The sequence below is a fragment of the Sphingobacterium faecale genome (assembly GCF_016746095.1).
Lineage (GTDB): Bacteria > Bacteroidota > Bacteroidia > Sphingobacteriales > Sphingobacteriaceae > Sphingobacterium > Sphingobacterium faecale.
On sequence record NZ_JAERTY010000017.1, the window covers coordinates 1 to 19,043 of the forward strand.

The following is a 19,043-nucleotide window of genomic DNA, read 5'->3' on the forward strand; positions in this document are numbered from 1 at the left end:
GGGAGGCCAATGATCCGATAGACTGGAACGCTATACGGAACACTCCAAAACCTGTGCAACCTGAATACTCGGACACTAAGGAAGCTATCGCTCAAAAGCTATTGGATAACTTCAAACCAACTGTCATCGATAAAATGCTGGGAAAAGTGGCAGGAAAAGTAAAGGTTTTGGAAAATCTAGTCGCTGAATCGAGATCTAAAGATGAAAAGCAACACCAAATCGCATTGAATGAATATCATCAGGAACTGAGCGACTGGGAAGAGCGCCAATCACTGGCAAAGGGTGTACTAGACCGCAACCTAAAGGCTTATGTAGAGGCATTCAACTATTTTGATCCATTGGCTGAGGTATCTGAGCTAGGTTCCAGTGCGGAAATCAAGTTTGATACAAATAGTATTGATGTAGAAGTGACGGTTAGGGATATCGACATTGTCCCTGACTATGAACTGAGGCAGACATCAACGGGAAAGCTATCGAAGAAAAGTATGTCTAAAACAAACTACTACCAGCTGTATCAGGATCATGTATGCAGTGTCGCCCTAAGGGTGGCGAGGGAGCTATTCGGACTGTTACCTATTGAATATACGCGGGTAAATGCACTCTGTGATTTATTGAACCCAGCCACCGGACATCTGGAGAAACAGGTAATCCTTTCAGTCAAAATACCAAGAGATACATTGGAAGCGCTGAACATGGATAGAATAGATCCATCGGACAGCATGCGTAACTTTGTTCATAATATGAAATTTAAAAAGACAACGGGATTTGAAATGGTAGAACGAGTGGTTTTGTAATTACTCTTCAAACACAAAAATTATATGCCACAATTTGACCTTGACAAGATCGTCCAATACCTTGCCCCTATCGCGACCGCCTGCATAAGCTGTACAACTGGAATACGGACTTGATTTAAATTATGTTGATGACAGGACTGCCATACCTGAAAGTTTACTATTTTTGATATTACAGGTGTGCTATTGCACATAACTTTTGAGACCAGCAGTCATGGATATTAAAGAGGAAGATCTTAAGAAAAGATACTTTTCTATATATTCTGGTTGCCAATTTTCAATTTTCCTTTTAAAATGAACTTTCGTGAGAATGAAGAGTATTTGAAAACTAAACAGGCCAATTACTATTCTTTATTTGGATTCATATTTTTCTTTATTAGTGGAATAGTGATATTTCTAAACCAACTCCACAGCCTGTAGCTCAGCTGCCAGACGGTGAAGCCCCTCTTCTATCTTCTTAAGCTGAGGCTGACGGGGCTTTTTCAATCCCGATGAGTAATGCTGTAGCTGACGCTGATTGATGCCTGTAATCTTCTCTAAAGCGGCATTGGTGAAGATGCCTTTGTAATAGTTGAGAAAGCTCTCTGCATCGAAGTGGTACACGATATCGTACTTGCCCTTGAGAATAGATGGTATATTGTCGGGAGTAAACTCTTCAGTAATGATAGCTATCGCATCCAAGATGGATTGCTTGGCCTCCTCGACGGTATCACCGCCCCCATAGATGCCTTCGGCATTCTTTGCATAGGCACTGAACATGTCTTCGCTGCGCTCGATAATGATTTTTAGAATTTTCATAGTATTGCTCCTTTCCTATATCACGGGGATCGGGAGCTAATTAAAGCTCCAGATCCTTCATAATTTTCTTGCGAAGGCCCTCTCCCATCTCTTTGCTACCATGATAAGGAACTGGATAGGTCTTCCCACCCTTCTCATAAATGTAATGAGGGAGAGAGGTTATTATTTAACAGGGACTTGTCATTAAATTTCAATTTTATAGCTGATCAAACTTAATATAAAAGAGTAGCCGTATGGATTTTATCGCTTTTGTGAAAGAAAGCGGTATCACAGAAAAGGATCTGTCGGGCTCGGCGATATGGCAGGTGGGACTGAAAGATGGTATCTACATGGGGATACTGAAAGAGGACGGCTCGGTGCTGGACTGGGAGTTTATAAACAGATTTTGTGGTAATGGGGATTAGAGGTATATAACGACCGTCGGCAAGGGAATTACTTACCCAAAATTCATTGAGCAAAATAGTGTCGTCTACTGCATGAAATAATTCTTCTGTCTTATGGTATTAAAATAATTCTATTAAACCTTTTCTCAATCTCCCATATCCTGCCCAATAACTCACTCCAATTCAGACTATCTCCAATAATCATATTCTCCTGCATTGTTTTATAATCAGCTTCCCACTTTGCCATGATAGCGTCTGGTGGTATGATACTCAATTTCCCTTTCACATGATTGGAATAATCCATTCCCCTCAATGGCGTAACGGTTTTCCGATGGTGAACTATTGTATTGAATAACTCATCAGCATCGATAGCCATTTCACCGTATTCGGCATCCATAATTTTATCTAAGTCATATAAATGCCTGGTCAATCGATCTGTTCTAATCTTATCGACTGGTTTTGAAAATTCTTCATGCAGCAGCAGGACTTTCTCTATAAATGTACGTGTAGGAATAACTACCTGAACACCAAAGGAAGGTTCAGTAAAATCAAGATCTCTATAATGATGATCAAGAAACGATATAACAGATTTTATTTCAAAGGGTTCGGTCAACGATCTCGCACCCATTTCCAAAAGAATCCGTTGCTGAATATAAACATTATCCGTGGGGACAACGCTTCGATAATGGATCTCCAATGTATTCGGATCACTCGTATCATCTATATGATCGTTATATCTTATTTCGTATAGTTCTCGATCAACACCAAGGTGATCCAGTTGGCTGACGAGCTCTTCTCGAAATTCATTAATAATAAATCCACCGGAAGCCTTCCTCAATTTTTTTATTTGGGATTTAGACCCCAATTGATCAAAGCCTAACAGATGATGGTCAATGATCAAGTCTATATCTTCCGAAAAACGATTTATGAGGTTGTAAGCCTTACTCAATGATGTTCCACCTTTGAATATTATGGAATCCGCATATCTGGATTGAAAAACTGCTTTTAGGATAATACATACCCACCAATCCTTTTCAACGACAAACGCTGGCAATCCAATCGCATTTTCAACTTGCTCCAAAATCTGAAGCTTTTGCTCATCGCTTAGGTTAATCCACATACATTAAGACTGATAAAGATTATTGATCTGTTTCTGAATCCACACAGGTGTATATATGACTTGATTTTTCATCACTTTCTCATCTAGCTTTTTTACAGTTTTCTTGATGGTCTCTAAAAAATCTTCTGTAATATCCTGTTGCCCTTTCTCCTTAAAGGCCTGCACAATAAGATGTAGTAACTCGTCTTTTATCGCAAAGCTTTTAGGAACAGTGCGTTTAAATTTGATGGTTCGATTTCCTATTTTCACTTCACGCTGCGAGCCATCAGTTAGATAAACGGCCTTTAACGGCACTTGTGTCGTAAGCCCTAGTAAATACAGGGCCATCACACCTGTTGGAGCAATTCGAGCTCTATCTCTTTTAGCAATTTCCTTTGCAATTTCGCCAATATTAGGATATACTGTCCCCAGTAAAGGATCTTTCTTTGGTTTGATATAGATACCATGAGCCAGTCTTTCAATAAGACCAGCATTCTCCAGACGGAAAAGGGTGAGCCGGATATTTTCTGGCGTAGCAAAACTCTTAAAGTCTTCAGCGAAAAACAACTCGCCACGCGACGATTTTAAAATTTTGTTTTCTATCTTATTTCTAGATGTTTCCATCATTTAAAAAAACATTATACTGTAACAAATTTAGCAAATATTTGTTACAGCAAAAATAGTATTCGGGATTAATATTTTAGTGGCTTGTCCTGAAATAACTATACAGTTTTTCTAAATCTGATTACATCCTTTAAAGTACTTATACATGAGGATTTTTCTTTCATTTAAAGATTATCCAATACCGAAAACCACCATTTGCTTTGCTCGTCATCCCAAATAGCACGTAACTCACGGTCATCAAAAAAATGAACTTAGACCAACTCTACGGCCTGTAGTTCTGCCGCCAGACGGTGAAGCCCCTCTTCTATCTTCTTAAGCTGAGGCTGACGGGGCTTTTTCAATCCTGATGAGTTGTTGCAGCTGACGCTGATTGATGCCTGTAATCTTCTCTAAAGCGGCATTGGCGAAGATGCCTCCTCCCTATCTCTTTGCTACCATGATAAGGAACTGGATAGGTCTTCCCACCCTTCTCATAAATGTAATGAGGGAGGGGTGCTGTAACAAGACATTCCATATGTTAGTCTTTTATGGATTACATAATTCAACAAATGTGTTGATAGATTGTTTCAGCTCTTTATTTGATTTAATCAGTGAGAACAAGCCGCTATAGAAATCTGTGGAAAATGTATCATCTATTACATATCTTATTTCTCCTGCCGAGGTTAGCAGGCGAATCTGAAAACCGCCTCGCCCGCAGCTTAGACAAGCTGATTGGTTTGTATTCTGTTCTGAAACGTAGTCACTGAGTGCAGCAAAATCATTCCTATTTACTTTGTACTTTGTCAAAAAACTGGAATCGATATCTCCTCTCACGCCATCATCGTCTACGTAAATTAAAACGTCTTCAATCACTTTGTCAGATTCGCCGATATGGATGAGATACAATTGATCATCAACCTTATCGCGACTTGATGTACTGCAGCCGACAAACAAGACTATTATTATTGAAATGAATAGGAATATATGCTTATTTTTCATCGTTCGTATATGAGGGCTACTATCGGTTATTCAAAACATGAATTTTCTTCTCTTTATTCCTTGATTAGGTACTGTCTCTTCTTTACTCCTTTTTTGCTAAGGGTCAGAACAATCTTCTGGGTATTAGGTATCTGTGTTAATTGCTCTATCTCTTGGTCGGTAAATTGTTCGAACTGAACATGGCTGATGTCGACTATCGCGTTGCCCGAGATCATCTCTCCTTCTTCTTCATCTTTAACAAACCAACTATCGTTGATAAGTAACTTGCCTAGGCCTTTTCCTTTGTAAGCAATCCATGCCGTATAAACACAAAATTGATCACATGATAAATAATATGAGCAAAAGTAATTATCTTCGGATGACTGATTATTAAGCATACCTTTTAAAATGAAAGCAACAATTTACGCAGAAAAAGATATAATCGGAACAACAGATCTGTGTGTTGGTGATTTTATAATGGGGGGGCTTTATGGGACTTTGTGTCCTACTGATCTGTATTATGATAAAGTTCAATCTTACGTCTGGAACTTTTGGAATCAGTCTCCCGTAGATTATAAATTATGGCAATCGTTAAATCTAAATGTACAGTTGGAAAACGGGCTGTTTTTATTGGCTCGCGGGGGAATAACTATCGATGATATGATAGAATTGAAGGATGAACCTAAACGAATTGATCTGGCTGGAGTGGACACTAGAATTATTGAAGATTTTATCTGTGCCTCTCCTACTCGTCCATTTGTCGATGAGCCCTGGGAAGCGATCACGATAGAAGAAAAACTGGAGTTTGAGAAACAGATAACGAGTAGTGTAAAAGCGAACAAATCTATGTGGATCAATCTTTTCGGCAAAACCAAACATCCTTTGGCTGATGCGATAGTCTCTGCATTATGTAAAGATATACGGGGGAATAGTGTTTTGTTTGAGATAAGCAGTCTAACTATCGAACAAAGCTTTGTTGTTATTGATCTATCAAGAACATATAAAGCCAAAAGATCTAACTATGCTATAGTGGAATTTTACGACAGTTATGACGAATTTAAATATGGAAGGATGTTTCCGGACAAAGTGAATTGGGAAGAATAAATCAGATATTAATAGAAAGCTAATTTAATAAGACCGAAAAGAATACCATAATTCGTTATGAGAGAAATAAGATTGTCAGTGATAGTTATAGTAAGTATTTTGGCCGCCTTGCTTGCGAATGGAACTAGATAGTATATCGCCATTCCATGGATTCGCTTAGCTAATCATTATCATTGCGGGGCTAGTAATCGGTGTATGGACGTTAGTAAATGATAGCAGAGATTATCGGGCCAACAAGACCTGGAAAATGTTTCAACCTTCAATCCTATGCTGTATAGAACTGCTAGCTGTTGTCGGTATTTCGAGAGATGTCGATAAGGCATTTGAAAAGCCTACTTTGCTGAATGCATTTTACGATGGGTCTTATAATGGTCGAGGTATAGATTTTGAAATGGATGGAACTTATATCATGGATGAAATGGCGATAGGATTTGTGGATTACGCTTATGGTACATATCGTCTAGATAGTAACCGAATAATATTTGATCCGTCCACGGAAGGAAGCAAGCATAATATCCGCTATATGCTTATTGTCGAGCCGAAAAATGGGGACGATCTCTATTTACTAGAAACAGATAGTATAGGCAAAAGTACAGACGAGAATGTAAAGTATGGTGTAAGAGTGGACAATAGACGCAGATAAACCAAGAATGGATTTTTTGAGAATTTTGAGGAGAATAGAGAAAATTGCGAAAAATGGTATAATAACAAAAATGGTATGAGTTTTTTTAAAAATATTTTTGGCAAGAAAGAAGAGCCAATTAAAAATAACGTCGACTTTTGGAATTGGTTTCAAGCCAACGAAAAGACATTTTTTAATGCGATAAAATCTCATAAAGAGATTGAAGAAAGATTTTTTGACAAACTTTCGCCAAAGCTTTCTGAACTAAAAGACGGTTACTATTATCAGGCATGGATGTATGACGACAATACTGTTGAATTAGTATTAACTGCAGACGCTAATGCGAAAAATATAGTTTTCGTAGAAGAACTTGTAGCACATGCCCCTAAAATCGATGGTTGGAAATTTACGGCACTCAAACCTGCAATGGATATTGAAAATGTAGCAATCAGTATGGGAGGGTATAAATTTGACCGCAATAATTTATTCTTCTATTCCAATGACTATGCTGCTTATCCTGACGAAATTGACCTTTGCGTAATCCATAATGAACTGACAGAAGACAATATGCAGGAAATAGTAGACGGTACTTATCTTTTCTTAGACAATTATTTGGGAGAACTTGATTTTCTAAACAATATAGATAATCTAAAAATAATCAGCAGACAGGAAGCGGAAAAAGAACTAGTTCCGATTAATAAACTCAAAGATTTTTTGACGTGGCGACAAAAAGAATTTATTGAAAAGTATAGCGGACTTCGCTGCAATACGGAAAATGATACATACGCAAGTTTAGAAGCAGTACTTAAAAACGGCAGACCTTTATTTGCTATTGTCAATTCGACATTACTTGAGTGGGACGGCAAAGCGTCTCATCCTTGGATTTTAGAGGTTCAAATAAACTATAACGGTGACGAGAATAATGGTTTGCCAGAGGCTAGTACTTATGAACTTCTTAACGAATTTGAAGAACAAATAATGCTCGAACTAAAAGACTTTGACGGCTATCTCTACATAGGAAGAGAAACGGCAGACAATTCAAGACAAATATACTTTGCTTGCAAAGACTTTAGGAAACCTTCAAGAATTTCACACCATTTGATAAAAAAATATTCGGATAAGCTGAGTATAGAATATGATATATATAAAGACAAATATTGGCAATCATTTGAACGGTTTAGGCTGAATTAACGCATAGAGAAATGGGTAATCACCCCTCCGAGGACGACTCGGTGCTCCCCGAAACTCGATTTTATGATCATCTCTTAAAGTTTTGAGCCACCGCTCTTTTGTCTTGACAGGGACGGATAGTTCTTGTCCATTTACTAGATAACAAGGGTGTTTTTTACACTCAATAATAAAACAAAGGTAATTTTCAACTATTTCTACACTCGTAAAATAAACTGTGGTAATATTGAAGCCCCTCTTCTATCTTCTTAAGCTGCCGCTGACGGGGCTTTTTCAATCCTGATGAGTTGTTGCAGCTGACGCTGATTTTTACTCTTTAGCACTCAGTTTTTCAGCCATGGCAATCAATGACTCTGCGGTAAGCATAAAAATACTTTTCTTCGAAACAGATCCCAGCGCATAACCAGCGTTCAAAAGAGCGGGTACCATGGCATCATATATTCTCTTTGTCTTCATTACTCTGCGCTTCACAGCTTTAATTTTGTCCGACGATACGTAATAGACTTGTATCAAATAGAGTAGCTGATCCTCTTCTTTGGTATATTCTACACTATCCCATTCATCGATGGCCTCCTCCAGTGCTAAAACCCACAAGCATATTTTATTGTACTTTTGCTTTTCTACATAATCTGTATCTCCTGTCAATTGCTCAATCTCAACGAGAAGCAGTAGTGAAAGGTCATTTCGTTGATAGGCGTGATCTATAACCCGGATAAGATCGCTTTTTTTTAAATCTCCGCTATCTGTTATAGTGAGTTCATCGACCATATGTTGCATCAGCAGATGGTAAAGTTCAACCACTTTTGGAGTTTTGTCGATTTCGCCTGTTTCTTTAAAATGTGATAATGGTTTGAATCCAAATTCGTCCTGCATATATTGCTCCAGGATAGCTGATCCTTTTCTGGTCCCATCCAGTTTGTCCAAAGGCAGATTAATATCTGGGATAAACATATCCAGCATTTGGCCAAACTCCCTCATCGCCAGATCACCGTCATAGGGTTGTCCGGTATAGCTTGTGTAAAAATCAAGCTGACCCATATGGGGTGCACTTAGTTCAAAGGACTGGTCGCATAAGGCAATGATGGCTTCTACCACAGTAGCCTTCTCTCTGTCGGTCAAGTCGAATCTTTTCATTTCCTCCGCTAACTTTTCGGCCATCCAGAAATAGGATTCAGCAAGGTTGTCAGCAGACTTGCCCATGACGCTATGATAAGACTTCGCAATCTTTTTCATAATTGCATTAAACTCGGCTCTCTCTTCTTTCCGCTCTTCAAATTCTTTTTTGTGCTCATAGAATTCGGCAATCAACTGATCTCTTTTGACATAACGTCTGCTAATCTCTACGCTTAATTTCTGTTCGTCCGTAAGCTCATGGTCATCCAAAACGGAAAAAGCACTGTCATGTGTCCGCCGTAACGTATCGGATGGAAAGGGCTCTGCCTCTACATCCAAGCCCATGGATTGGAGCAATAGACATTCACATAGATGGGTATAACGCTGGTCGCTGGTATGGTAATCCCTGACTTCGTGCAATATAGCATCAATAAAAGAGAGTCGGCTCTCGTCGGCATTGCCGATATAGAAGTCGAGTATACCGAATGGAGACAAAGCGACTTCCGCAGCAAACTCTGTCAATAGCGGGAATCGGTGTGACATCTCTAAAAAGTGACTGGGCCGAAAATGTAACGTGAAGAAATCTGATTCATATTTCGGGAGTTCGCAGCAAAGAATATGATCACTCTGCCAAAATAAAGAGCATTGTCCTTCAATATAGGGTCTGCTGTCTTGTTCTTCAACAAATTTCATCTTGAAATCTCCGTACACTTGTATATGAAAGCTAACTACAGGCTGTGCTGGAATAGTAAATATTTTCTGATCTTCTTCCGTATAACACATGAACTGTTGCAACAAGACATTCTTACCTACAACAGCATGGCATTTGACCAAAGAATCTCCAAAAATGTGTTCCTGAAAATCAACGGCAGGATCCTGACATGGGGAACTGGAATCTCTCCCAATATTGGGAAACTCTGGTTTATCATGGAGATATACTCTTAATTTTGATTCGTGGTTTAATAATTGTTGGTCCATAATGTTATCGATAATTTGAGCACTATTTGTCAACACATACATATTTGTATTTGAAGATGTTAAGTTAGCAAAAATTAATCAGTATGCCGAAATAGAAAAAGCTGAACGTGGTGTTCAGCTTTTTTGTATTTATGATCCTGAGGGTATCTATATCAGGTGTTCTATTTTTTCGATACGGAGACCTGTAGCTTTCGCTATTCTGTCTAAAGGTATATCCATAGTTTGCGCTTGGCAAATCCCTATAATTAAAGAAAACGTTATTATTAAATGTTTCATATTCAAATTTACTATTTATACCTACCAATAAGTGCCTCGGGAATGCGATCGCGGCCGCCCAGCGAACTAATCCTAGCATCAAGCCGAGTCCATAAATCCATTTCAAGAAGCTCTTCCAAAGTAAAGAATGAACTCATCTCTTTTAGAACCTTACTCTGGGCTGGTGGAGTTCCGGCTGGTTCTGATGCGCGTAAATTCACTAAAATATTAGATAAATGCTTAACTGCAAATTCTACAGTCCCTCGTGCTACGCTTTCTTTAGATGAGCCATTAAACCATCGATCATAAGTCGGCTGATCTATTAAAGTTTCTCTTAGAGATACCACAGGTGTCACCCATGTATGCAAATTATAGGGGTCATCACCATGGCTCATATATAGGCCTTCTGTCGAGAAGTACGCCTGTCTATGGCTATCATAACTTCGAAAACTTTCTACAGGAATATTGGATGAGCGCAGTACCAGCTTAATAAAATCCACTGTTCCATGACAACCAGCAGTGTAATGGTTAAATCTATTATCAGAAATTCTTGTTGTTCCATTAATCAGTCTAGACATTGGAACTCCTCCAGAATACTGCCAATGATCAAGGATATTATCATAATTGTAGCTCCCCCCAAAGTGAGTAAAGTGTTGGTGACACCAATCTAATAACGATCCAATGGTTGAAATTTTATCACTCTGAATGATTTTTTCTTTTTGAAGAAAAGATCGCAAAAACAATGCGGATTCAGGTATAATTCTCCTTGCAGTACTAGCCCCATTTAGCTGATATAAATTCGATGCCGCTGCATCAGGTATAAAGAATGTGCGACCATCTAACAACATTTTCAACTCTCCTTGATCATAGTCCAGTATGCTCCAATTCAACAAATTATTCATTTCGGAATGTAAACTAACAGCAATATTGCTGAGGTAAATCGGCCAAACATCTCTGCGGTCTAATTTTATGGTGGTAGACGCTCCGGTATTTTGATTTACAGGAGGAGAAAGAGCAAAGACTTCTTTCTCCCAAGTTGCTTTTGCTTGTTGATAAAAATGGTTTAATGCCGTTTTCTGAGTTGCCGTCCAAGCATTGTAATTAAGGTCAGAGCTATTGGATTCCGGCCAACTTATTGTCTCCGCAATCCTAGGGTTCTTGTTGAGCCAAACATCTACCTCTGTTTCTGTTTCAACTTTAAAAGAAAACTCCGCTTTTATTTTTTCGTTAGATTTCAGAAAAACAGTGACAATATCTTTGTATTCGCCAGCGGTTACGTTTCCCAAAGCGATTTGGCTACGTACGATACCTTGATTATCTGAAATAGCGTCTGTTGTCAACAACGTGACATTAGCATTTGATGCCTTAAACCCAATTGTCTTACCTGAAACCGGTTTGTTCTCTTTATCCGTTAGCTTTACCATCAATGTGTCGTACAGCAAAGCCCCCGGTAGTGCAATTTGATTGTTGCCTTTTAAAATTGAAAGCTGTAATGATGTTTCCTTGTCATTCTCTGGTCCCGTTATCTCCGTTTGAGGTGTATCATTCTTGGCACAGGCTGCAATCAGAAGAATACAACATATACCTAAGAAGGAAAAAAAAATCTTTCTCATATTTTTGTAGTTATTGAAAGTATAAGTAAACCCGTGCATATCTTTAGCAGCTACGGGTTATAAGTAATACAAATTAATTTATAGAGTTATTTATGATGTTTTTGTCTTTAAAAACATCCACACTTTAAATGTAAATACTTAAAATACAAACATTTAAATCAATAGATCTAAAAACCTATTTCCATTGGTTGATGATGTCGACCATGGTTTGAAAAGAAGTTTTTCCACCACCGGTGCTGCGGTACACGATTTCCCCATTGGGATCCACCAATATTTTAGTGGGATAACCTGTAACATTCAGTCGACTAGCAAAGTCATTGTCGCCAGCACCAATTAATACGTGTTGCCAGTTCAACTGGTGCTGTTCAATAGCCTTACGCCAGCGTTCTTCTTTGTCTGACGCTATGCCTAAAATTTCAACACGGTCGCCAAGGGCTTGCTTCATTTCTTTTAGGTGTGGAACATCGTTTATACAAGGGACACACCACGAGCCCCAAAAATCGATCAAATAAAACTTACCTTTCCATACGTTGGTATTAAACAGTGTACCATCAGGTGTGCTGCTCGACTTGATCTCAAAAATCTGTTTTCCAACATCATAAGCAGCTCCTTCGGCGCGCTGCTGCAATGATCGGTAAAATTGATTGGTGTGATAGTCTGAGGTAACCTTGTTTACCAAAGCAACTAGTTGGTCATTAGACACCCGTTTCCGGAGATAAGAGTCATTAAGGAAGTACAGTCCGGCAATAGACGAAACTTGCTTTTCTAAAAAAGCCATTAATTGGGCATCTGCTCGTTGCTGAAGAATGGCTTGCTCTTCTTTCTTGACCTTAATGGCCGCATCGCTAAGACCATGGTCATCTCTGGCTAATTCCACTGAAATGTTCACGACTGCATTGAGCAACGGAAAGTAGGATTGCGTCAATTCTCGAAGGATGTCATTCTCTAGGTCGCCGTAAGGAAACACTTCTGAAAAATCGGAGAAATGACCTTTCAACTCTACCTTGGAACCAGGCATAGCGACCAGCCAAATGTGTTGGCTCTTCACTGGATAGGTACCTCCTTTTCCAGGCTTTGACAGGCCATTGTTCAGTACACTAATACGTACCAACAGCGGAACTGAGGTGGTATCTTGGTAATAGAGTTGTCCGTCTACATAAGGGATAGCTCTCTTGATAACGGATTGAGTCTGCCCATTCCAGATGGTGAGTGTAAAACTATCTCCTTCCAGTCCGGAAACTGATGACTGTATCGTGTAAGTCTTCACTTGAGCCATTGCCGGGAGGGTCATCCCAGCAATGGCTATCATTAAATAAATAAACTTCTTCATTGTGTTGTAGCGGCTATGTGAAAATATGCTATAGGAGAACCTATTGAATATTCAGGGCTGTAGATGTGTACGAACTTATAGAAAAGCACGCCAGTACGCCCGTCGGCAGTCTGAAACGCATACGAATTTCCTACCTTCAATAGAATCTTTGACTTGCCATCTTTCTCAAAGTCAGCTTTGTTAAAATCATCATCATCCATGTCTAGGAAATTGATTGGTCCAAGGTCTACATAACGGACCTTGTTCATTTGCGCTGTGGGATACGTACCTGTAAATTTATTTAGTACTCTTAACGAGTCGGCGATCCATGGCTCATCTGGAGATACCAAGTAAAGTCTGGACTCATCGAGTGAGTGAATTTCGTTAAATAGGTGTGCAATCACTTTTGGCCGGTTGGTGGTGGTGATAGCCGTTGCAGGATTAGCCACTGCTGTGGAAATACCCGTAATCACAGTCTCATTTTGGGAAGGATTGTCAGGCCTAGGCCTACTGGCTGATGTCTGTTGGTAAGTGATGAAACAATTTGCCGTAGGCAGGTATTCTTTCATACTATTTTTGACTCGCCCATTGTATACAGTTAATAGCGTCGCGGCTCTAAAATACGACACCAAATTAAAACCAACTTTGATCACGCGCTCTTCTCCGCTACCTGAGGTGATGACAAATTCTCCAGTAAACGTCTGCCCTCCCTTGGTTTCTTTCGGTATCTTAACGGTGTATTCAAACACCACGGTCGATACCTTTCTCGATAATTGACCTTGTTCGTCGATAGTTACTGGGTCTCGACCGTCAACCATCAGAAACTTCAGGCTGTTTACGTCCAATTCTATGGACCGATTACGCACGTTGAAACGTGCTATACTATCTTCAGGATGTGATGCGAAAATAATTATTTTCTTACTGCCATCGACGTTTGGATTGATCGTCACTACAGGCATATCAGAAGCCTCCATACTGTAAGCGATGAACGGGTCTCGATCAATGGCAACGAATTTATCTGGCTTACATCCGAACGCGCTAATGAACAGCACAAGTGCGAATGTATACTGTTTTAGATGAATGAGTGTTTTCATGATTATTCTAGTACTAAAGGGTTTTGAATCACGGCACCTTTGTTAAGTACCACTTCGTCGTGGGGAATGGGCAATGCTAAGCTCGCATCTGTAGAAAAATGTATGTTAAATCGACCAATCATCCGAGAACCACCTTGATCTTTATTTCGCACCATGGCCAAGAATTCCGACGCATTTTCCACACCAAGTTCTAATACATACTCATTGACAAGTGCTTCACGGAGGGTATGACGACCATCTACACCGGCAAATTGGCTCTCCACGTAAAGGACATTGCCCGACCGTTCGCGGAAAATATTAAGAATAGCTAACACATCTTTCACGGGCGCATTGGTATTTAACATAGCTTCTGCTTTCATAAGATAAACCTGTGCCAGTCGCATCAGGTAGGATGGACAGTTGGCATTTGCACGCCACACCTTCACAAATGATAGGTTGTGTTTCATTTCGGGTGGATTACCAATGGTTACGGTAACAGAGTCCCAAGTGTGGACATACCGCTCATCCTGCTCAAGGAGTGTGATGTAGTGATCTCCCGTATTGTCCGAAGGATAGTATACAACTCCGCCGGAACCCACTGCGTTGTGAAAAACACGGTAGCTGAAAAAACCTGTGCTGGTGAGGATGTCTGCCAACGCCTCTTGGTTCAGTGCCCGAGAGAACATCAGTTCCCTTCCTTGTTTGTAATCGTTGGATGGATTAAACACTTCTGCAAATGTTGTTTCTAATTTGTAGTCCCCCGCGGCGATGATTTCGTCTGCCAGGGTAATTATACGAGACAGGTCTTCAGGTGCTTGCCGCATGGTGAGTACTTCTGCTAAGTAGGCTTTCGCGGTGCTGTTAGACACTTGGAACACGGAAGCGGAAGGCCCAGCTGTATTTTCAATGCAATGTTCAAAATCTTGGATAATCGCTTGGTATGAATCGGCTACGTTTGACCTGCCGGTAATCAGGTTGCCTAGGTTGGTGGGTTCTTTTCGAACCACAATGCCATATTCACTTGACACATCCCAATGATATCCATAGTATTTCAATAGCCACAAATGACCAAATCCACGTAGGAAATGTGCTTCCGCCAAGATTTGCTTCCGCACCGGATCGTTGATCTTGGAGGCTGGGATTAGTTGCGTATAGTGAATCACGTTGTTTGCGGCGTTCACAATGCGATAGGCTTGACGGTAAAACGCGGGCAAATTATTATCGGAAGGTACAACAGAATGGTAGCGCAAGCTTTCATCGAAAGTGGAGCGCCGCCCGCCACCAAGTAACCCGGCCATTTGCGCAGCATTTACGGCAAATTCAAACGAAAACGCGTACGTATAGGTACCCGAAGCCAATGGTTCGTATTTCAGAAAAGCATAGGTGCCATTCAACGCATTTAAAGCGGTACTTTGGTCGACAATAGCGTTTTCACCCACCAATTCGTATTCCGGTATTTCTTCTAAAAGCTTCTTACATGAAGCACTCGCTAACGCAACTAGTGCAAGCAATAGATAGGTATAAACTTGTTGTTTCATGCGTATTGTTATTTAAAGGTAAAATTGAGCGAAAAATTATACGTTCTGGTTTTTGGATACATAGAGTTGTCCATAGCGGGTCCAGCGATGCGATCTACACGATCGTAGGCCTCCGGATTCACACCCGGATACTTGGTAAACAGAAACAGGTTATTGACACTCATTCCTATCTGTGCGCGAGATAATACGGGCACATAGCGTTCTAACAAAGAGGTAGGAGGATCATATGACAACCTTACGTTGTTAATTTTGAAATACGAAGCGTCGTAAATCCAGTAGTCGTGAAAGTATGAGGTTAACGGCTTCGCTCTGCCAAACTGTCTTGTATCATTCTCCGGGTTCATCAACATCTTAGGATAAGGCGCATCGGGTCGATCTGGAGTCCAACGGTTCAAGTTCAGCTTTAACAGGTTTTTTGGATTAGAAGATGAGAACTGGAACTGATTTTCCATTACTGACCAATTCTTAGAAGCGCCCACACTGTAACTTCCCTGTGCACTAAAGGTGAATCCTTTGTAGCGAACCCTCGTGGAGACCCCTCCAAAAAAATCCGGAAATGATTTTCCTAATATTTGTCGTTCTACCTCATTGTAACTGGCCGTACCGGTACCAAACTCCACCCAACCATTTCCATTATTGTCTTTCAGAATAATTTCGCCGGGTGCCATATGAAACGCTTGGTAATAATTATATTCATTCAAGCTATGGTAATAAGCCACCTCTTCCCAAGAGGAGAACAAACCGTCTGTACGATATCCATAAAATAAACCAATTGGCTCGCCTACTTTGAGAATTGTGGCTGCATGCGCACTGAGACGTTTTAGATCTGCATCCATACGCTTCAACTCATTTCGATTTTGACCAATATTTCCGCTTATCGACCAGTGAATGGTTCGGTTACGTACGGGGTGAATGGTAAGGTCTAGCTCTATACCGCGGTTTTCAATATCAATCAAATTAGCCATGGTCGATGTAGAGATCAGTCCAGAGCTCAGAGGTAGACTATAGGAGTTCAACGCACCTTTAGTAAATTTGTTGTAGTAGTTGATGCTTCCTTCTAACAGTCCACGTTTAAATAAACTGAAATCAATACCCAAATCGTATTGTGTGGAGGTTTCCCATGCCAATTGATCATTCGCCACTTGTTGTGGTACAATGCCGGTGTTGTTGTTATAGCTGGAAGAAGTGAAGGTAGTCATCCAACCGTATGCAGGTACAGCCGCGTTGGCCGTGCGTCCCCATGCGCCACGAAGTTTAAACATGTCTACCCAAGGTACTTGCTTTTTGAACCACTTGTTTTCGCCGATATTCCATGCGCCCGCTACAGAAGGGAAATTTGCATAGCGTGCGTTAGGTGCCATGCGGCTGGTTCCGTCGCGACGCATTGAAACGGTAAGCATGTATTCCCTGTTGTAATTATAGTTTGCCCGGAATACATACGAAAGCATAGACGCGCGCCAAGCCGTTCCGGTCGACTGTAACGGTGTGGTGCCGTGAAATGGCCCGTTTAATGCATTATCTTCAGGGAAGTTATCAATCGTACGATTTTCACTGAAAGAAGAATTTTGAATGTAATTGAACGCCGCTACACCATCCACATTGTGACGTCTCTTGAAAGTGCGACGGTAGCTGAGTCTGGTGTCAAACTCAAACTTTCCTGTCTTACTTAGTCCTTCAATACGACGTCCTTGTCGTGGTAGTGTGGTGCTCCAATTATTACTTCCAATGGCGGTGTTGCTGGCATAATAAATGGACCGATTTGACAAGCTGTTGTTCTGTGATACCAAGGTTTTCCATGTCAACCCCGGCACAGACTTTTGCGGTGTTACCTGGATGTATCCCGCCATTCGATAGGTGAGACTAAGCGAATTTCGATCGGTGCCTTCTAATGCAATGAGTGGGTTTCGGTAGCCTGTGGCGGTGGCGGGAACGAAAATGCTGCCATCTTCGTTTCTAGCCGGCATATCTGGACGCATAGTCAATGCATCTGCCAAACTTACCGGAGATTCATCTCGATCTTGCGAAGAGCCTGAAAGAATCATGCCGTATTGAAACAGCTTACTTTGTTTTGAATCTAATTTGAAGTCAAGGTTATAGCGCTTGTAGCCCGAACCGATTACTTGTCCAACCTCATCGGTATACCCCAACCCTATGGTATAACCCAGCTGTTCACCTCGACCTGTTATATTGAGATTATGATTCGCATTTACTGCTGGTTGATATAACAGTCCTAACCAATCTGTGTCTTCTTCACCCCAAAAGCCCTGTTCAATCGTAGTCCGATAGATTGTAGAATATGCAGCAATATCTCCAATTAACGCATTATTCCCGATCATATTCATATCGCGCACACGGTTCCAAAGCGATTCTGCAAATAAGGTTTTAAATTCATCGGCGTTGAGCATCTCCAAGGGTTCGTTGAGTGTGACTTTTCCATAATTGAACCGATAACCAATAGTCGGGGGTGAGTTGAAGCCATTCTTTGTAGTGATCATAAATACACCACCGGCGCCTCTTGATCCATAAATAGAGCTGGCAGATGCGCCTTTTAGAATATCTATGGATAAGATATCGTTCGGGTTGATATCATTGAAGCTAAAACTCTCATCCATTGGGATATCGTCGATAACAATTAGCGGCCCTAAATTTCCTTCTAAACTTGACATTCCGCGCATAATAACCATAGGTTCCTCGCCAGGTGCTCCAGTTCCCATCATGGTCATCATTCCAGGCACCTGTCCTTGAATAATTTCGACTACACTGGATGCTGCATTTTCTTGAAATATCAATGAATCTACACTGGATACTGCATCAGTCATCGTTCGTCTGGTCGATGTACCGTATCCTAATACGACTACTTCATCCAAATCTTCTTTAGTTTGGACTAATATGACATTCACTTCTTCAGTATTGTTAATGTGTATGGTCTTTGTAGTATAGCCAACAAATTGAATCTTTACAACGGCACTTTGACGATCAGTTTCTAAAATAAAATTCCCATTCTGATTGGTTTGAGTTACATTTGATGTGCCAATTATCTGTACAGAAGCACCTACCAAAGGCTTACCATTTTCATCCACCACCCTTCCTCTTATACTTTGATGTTGTTTAGAATCTACAGGTAAGACAAAATCTACATTTTTATTATTCAATTTTGTCTCTTTCTGTATTATCTTCACAACAATAATTCCATCTACGAGCTCATATTTAAAGGGTTGATCAATAAATAATTTATCAAGAGCTTTTTCAAGGGTAACATTTTTTAAATTTAAATTCACCACTTTAGACTTACGAAGTATCTGTTCATTATAAGAAAAGTCACAAGCTGTCTGTCGCTGTAACTCCTCTAATACCTGCGATAGCACACCATTTTTCACATTCAAAGTCACCTTCTGCGCAAGTACTCTGGCAGATAATTGGATACTAAAAAGTAAAACAAAAACTGCAGTTAATTTCATTACAATTAGTAATTTTAGAATTTGTCTTCGAAACAGAAAAGCAGAGCAATAACCATAGCCTTTCCTTTCCTTGAAAACAAGGTAATTATTCATATATTTGTGTATTAGGATTAAACAATCTAGTTAATTGATATAGGTTT

At 40.3% G+C, this 19,043-nt stretch carries 17 protein-coding genes; 5 read left to right on the plus strand and 12 right to left on the minus strand.

Annotation, left to right across the window (positions count from 1 at the left end; all coding sequences use genetic code 11):
• Positions 1-794, plus strand: a 794-nt coding sequence (locus JKG61_RS21885) for a hypothetical protein (protein ID WP_202105140.1), incomplete at its 5' end; no start/stop codon positions are given.
• 393 nt (positions 795-1,187) lie between these two features.
• Here the strand turns inward: JKG61_RS21885 and JKG61_RS21890 are convergent.
• Both JKG61_RS21890 and JKG61_RS23375 read right to left on the minus strand, forming a co-directional pair.
• Positions 1,188-1,589: a type II toxin-antitoxin system HicB family antitoxin gene (locus JKG61_RS21890; RefSeq protein ID WP_202105141.1), complete on the minus strand. Its 402-nt coding sequence runs from the start codon at positions 1,587-1,589 to the stop codon at positions 1,188-1,190.
• 40 nt (positions 1,590-1,629) lie between these two features.
• Positions 1,630-1,755 carry a type II toxin-antitoxin system HicA family toxin gene (locus tag JKG61_RS23375; RefSeq protein ID WP_202105189.1) on the minus strand — a complete coding sequence of 42 codons (126 nt, stop codon included), beginning with the start codon at positions 1,753-1,755 and terminating at the stop codon, positions 1,630-1,632.
• A gap of 67 nt (positions 1,756-1,822) precedes the next feature.
• Between JKG61_RS23375 and JKG61_RS21900 the strand changes: the two genes are divergently transcribed.
• Positions 1,823-1,993, plus strand: a complete 171-nt coding sequence (locus tag JKG61_RS21900; protein WP_202105142.1) for a hypothetical protein — start codon at positions 1,823-1,825, stop codon at positions 1,991-1,993.
• A 91-nt stretch (positions 1,994-2,084) separates the two neighbouring features.
• On the opposite strand, the gene JKG61_RS21905 is transcribed toward JKG61_RS21900, so the two are convergent.
• The 4 genes from JKG61_RS21905 to JKG61_RS21920 form a co-directional block, all read right to left on the minus strand.
• Positions 2,085-3,092: a nucleotidyl transferase AbiEii/AbiGii toxin family protein gene (locus JKG61_RS21905; protein WP_202105143.1), complete on the minus strand. Its 1,008-nt coding sequence runs from the start codon at positions 3,090-3,092 to the stop codon at positions 2,085-2,087.
• 3 nt (positions 3,093-3,095) lie between these two features.
• Positions 3,096-3,698, minus strand: coding sequence for a DUF6088 family protein (locus tag JKG61_RS21910; protein WP_202105144.1), 603 nt, complete (start codon positions 3,696-3,698; stop codon positions 3,096-3,098).
• Between the two features lie 522 nt (positions 3,699-4,220).
• The gene (locus JKG61_RS21915; protein ID WP_202105145.1) at positions 4,221-4,673 is read right to left on the minus strand and encodes a hypothetical protein; all 453 of its coding nucleotides are present in this window, start codon (positions 4,671-4,673) and stop codon (positions 4,221-4,223) included.
• A gap of 53 nt (positions 4,674-4,726) precedes the next feature.
• Positions 4,727-5,050: a hypothetical protein gene (locus tag JKG61_RS21920; RefSeq protein WP_202105146.1), complete on the minus strand. Its 324-nt coding sequence runs from the start codon at positions 5,048-5,050 to the stop codon at positions 4,727-4,729.
• Positions 5,051-5,060: 10 nt separating this feature from the next.
• Here JKG61_RS21920 and JKG61_RS21925 point away from each other — a divergent pair, with 10 nt between their 5' ends.
• The 3 genes from JKG61_RS21925 (at position 5,061) to JKG61_RS21935 (ending at position 7,569) form a co-directional block, all read left to right on the plus strand.
• Positions 5,061-5,756, plus strand: a complete 696-nt coding sequence (locus JKG61_RS21925) for a hypothetical protein (RefSeq protein WP_202105147.1) — start codon at positions 5,061-5,063, stop codon at positions 5,754-5,756.
• A 247-nt stretch (positions 5,757-6,003) separates the two neighbouring features.
• Positions 6,004-6,399 carry a hypothetical protein gene (locus JKG61_RS21930; RefSeq protein WP_202105148.1) on the plus strand — a complete coding sequence of 132 codons (396 nt, stop codon included), beginning with the start codon at positions 6,004-6,006 and terminating at the stop codon, positions 6,397-6,399.
• Positions 6,400-6,474: 75 nt separating this feature from the next.
• Positions 6,475-7,569 carry a DUF695 domain-containing protein gene (locus tag JKG61_RS21935; protein ID WP_202105149.1) on the plus strand — a complete coding sequence of 365 codons (1,095 nt, stop codon included), beginning with the start codon at positions 6,475-6,477 and terminating at the stop codon, positions 7,567-7,569.
• Positions 7,570-7,875: 306 nt separating this feature from the next.
• Here JKG61_RS21935 and JKG61_RS21940 read toward each other — a convergent pair whose 3' ends face one another.
• The 6 genes from JKG61_RS21940 to JKG61_RS21965 form a co-directional block, all read right to left on the minus strand.
• The gene (locus JKG61_RS21940) at positions 7,876-9,657 is read right to left on the minus strand and encodes a hypothetical protein (protein ID WP_202105150.1); all 1,782 of its coding nucleotides are present in this window, start codon (positions 9,655-9,657) and stop codon (positions 7,876-7,878) included.
• A gap of 287 nt (positions 9,658-9,944) precedes the next feature.
• Positions 9,945-11,525 (minus strand): Ig-like domain-containing protein, encoded by a 1,581-nt coding sequence (locus JKG61_RS21945; RefSeq protein WP_202105151.1) that lies wholly within the window; start codon positions 11,523-11,525, stop codon positions 9,945-9,947.
• A gap of 175 nt (positions 11,526-11,700) precedes the next feature.
• Complete coding sequence (locus tag JKG61_RS21950) at positions 11,701-12,855, minus strand: TlpA family protein disulfide reductase (RefSeq protein WP_202105152.1); 1,155 nt, start codon at positions 12,853-12,855, stop codon at positions 11,701-11,703.
• Positions 12,852-13,928 carry a hypothetical protein gene (locus JKG61_RS21955; protein WP_202105153.1) on the minus strand — a complete coding sequence of 359 codons (1,077 nt, stop codon included), beginning with the start codon at positions 13,926-13,928 and terminating at the stop codon, positions 12,852-12,854. Before JKG61_RS21955 ends, JKG61_RS21950 begins: the two co-directional genes overlap by 4 nt.
• A gap of 2 nt (positions 13,929-13,930) precedes the next feature.
• A complete protein-coding gene (locus JKG61_RS21960; RefSeq protein ID WP_202105154.1) occupies positions 13,931-15,445 on the minus strand; it encodes a RagB/SusD family nutrient uptake outer membrane protein in 1,515 nt (504 codons plus the stop codon).
• 8 nt (positions 15,446-15,453) lie between these two features.
• Entirely contained in the window at positions 15,454-18,903 is a 3,450-nt protein-coding gene (locus tag JKG61_RS21965; RefSeq protein WP_202105155.1) for a SusC/RagA family TonB-linked outer membrane protein, read from the minus strand.
• Between the last annotated feature and the right edge of the window lie 140 nt (positions 18,904-19,043).

Coding starts and splice junctions, on each gene's coding strand:
- JKG61_RS21890 (WP_202105141.1), bottom strand. CDS start 1,589: ATGAAAATTCTAAAAATCATTATCGAGCGCAGCGAAGACATGTTCAGT.
- JKG61_RS21900 (WP_202105142.1), top strand. CDS start 1,823: ATGGATTTTATCGCTTTTGTGAAAGAAAGCGGTATCACAGAAAAGGAT.
- JKG61_RS21905 (WP_202105143.1), bottom strand. CDS start 3,092: ATGTGGATTAACCTAAGCGATGAGCAAAAGCTTCAGATTTTGGAGCAA.
- JKG61_RS21910 (WP_202105144.1), bottom strand. CDS start 3,698: ATGATGGAAACATCTAGAAATAAGATAGAAAACAAAATTTTAAAATCG.
- JKG61_RS21915 (WP_202105145.1), bottom strand. CDS start 4,673: ATGAAAAATAAGCATATATTCCTATTCATTTCAATAATAATAGTCTTG.
- JKG61_RS21920 (WP_202105146.1), bottom strand. CDS start 5,050: ATGCTTAATAATCAGTCATCCGAAGATAATTACTTTTGCTCATATTAT.
- JKG61_RS21925 (WP_202105147.1), top strand. CDS start 5,061: ATGAAAGCAACAATTTACGCAGAAAAAGATATAATCGGAACAACAGAT.
- JKG61_RS21930 (WP_202105148.1), top strand. CDS start 6,004: ATGTTTCAACCTTCAATCCTATGCTGTATAGAACTGCTAGCTGTTGTC.
- JKG61_RS21935 (WP_202105149.1), top strand. CDS start 6,475: ATGAGTTTTTTTAAAAATATTTTTGGCAAGAAAGAAGAGCCAATTAAA.
- JKG61_RS21940 (WP_202105150.1), bottom strand. CDS start 9,657: ATGGACCAACAATTATTAAACCACGAATCAAAATTAAGAGTATATCTC.
- JKG61_RS21945 (WP_202105151.1), bottom strand. CDS start 11,525: ATGAGAAAGATTTTTTTTTCCTTCTTAGGTATATGTTGTATTCTTCTG.
- JKG61_RS21950 (WP_202105152.1), bottom strand. CDS start 12,855: ATGAAGAAGTTTATTTATTTAATGATAGCCATTGCTGGGATGACCCTC.
- JKG61_RS21955 (WP_202105153.1), bottom strand. CDS start 13,928: ATGAAAACACTCATTCATCTAAAACAGTATACATTCGCACTTGTGCTG.
- JKG61_RS21960 (WP_202105154.1), bottom strand. CDS start 15,445: ATGAAACAACAAGTTTATACCTATCTATTGCTTGCACTAGTTGCGTTA.
- JKG61_RS21965 (WP_202105155.1), bottom strand. CDS start 18,903: ATGAAATTAACTGCAGTTTTTGTTTTACTTTTTAGTATCCAATTATCT.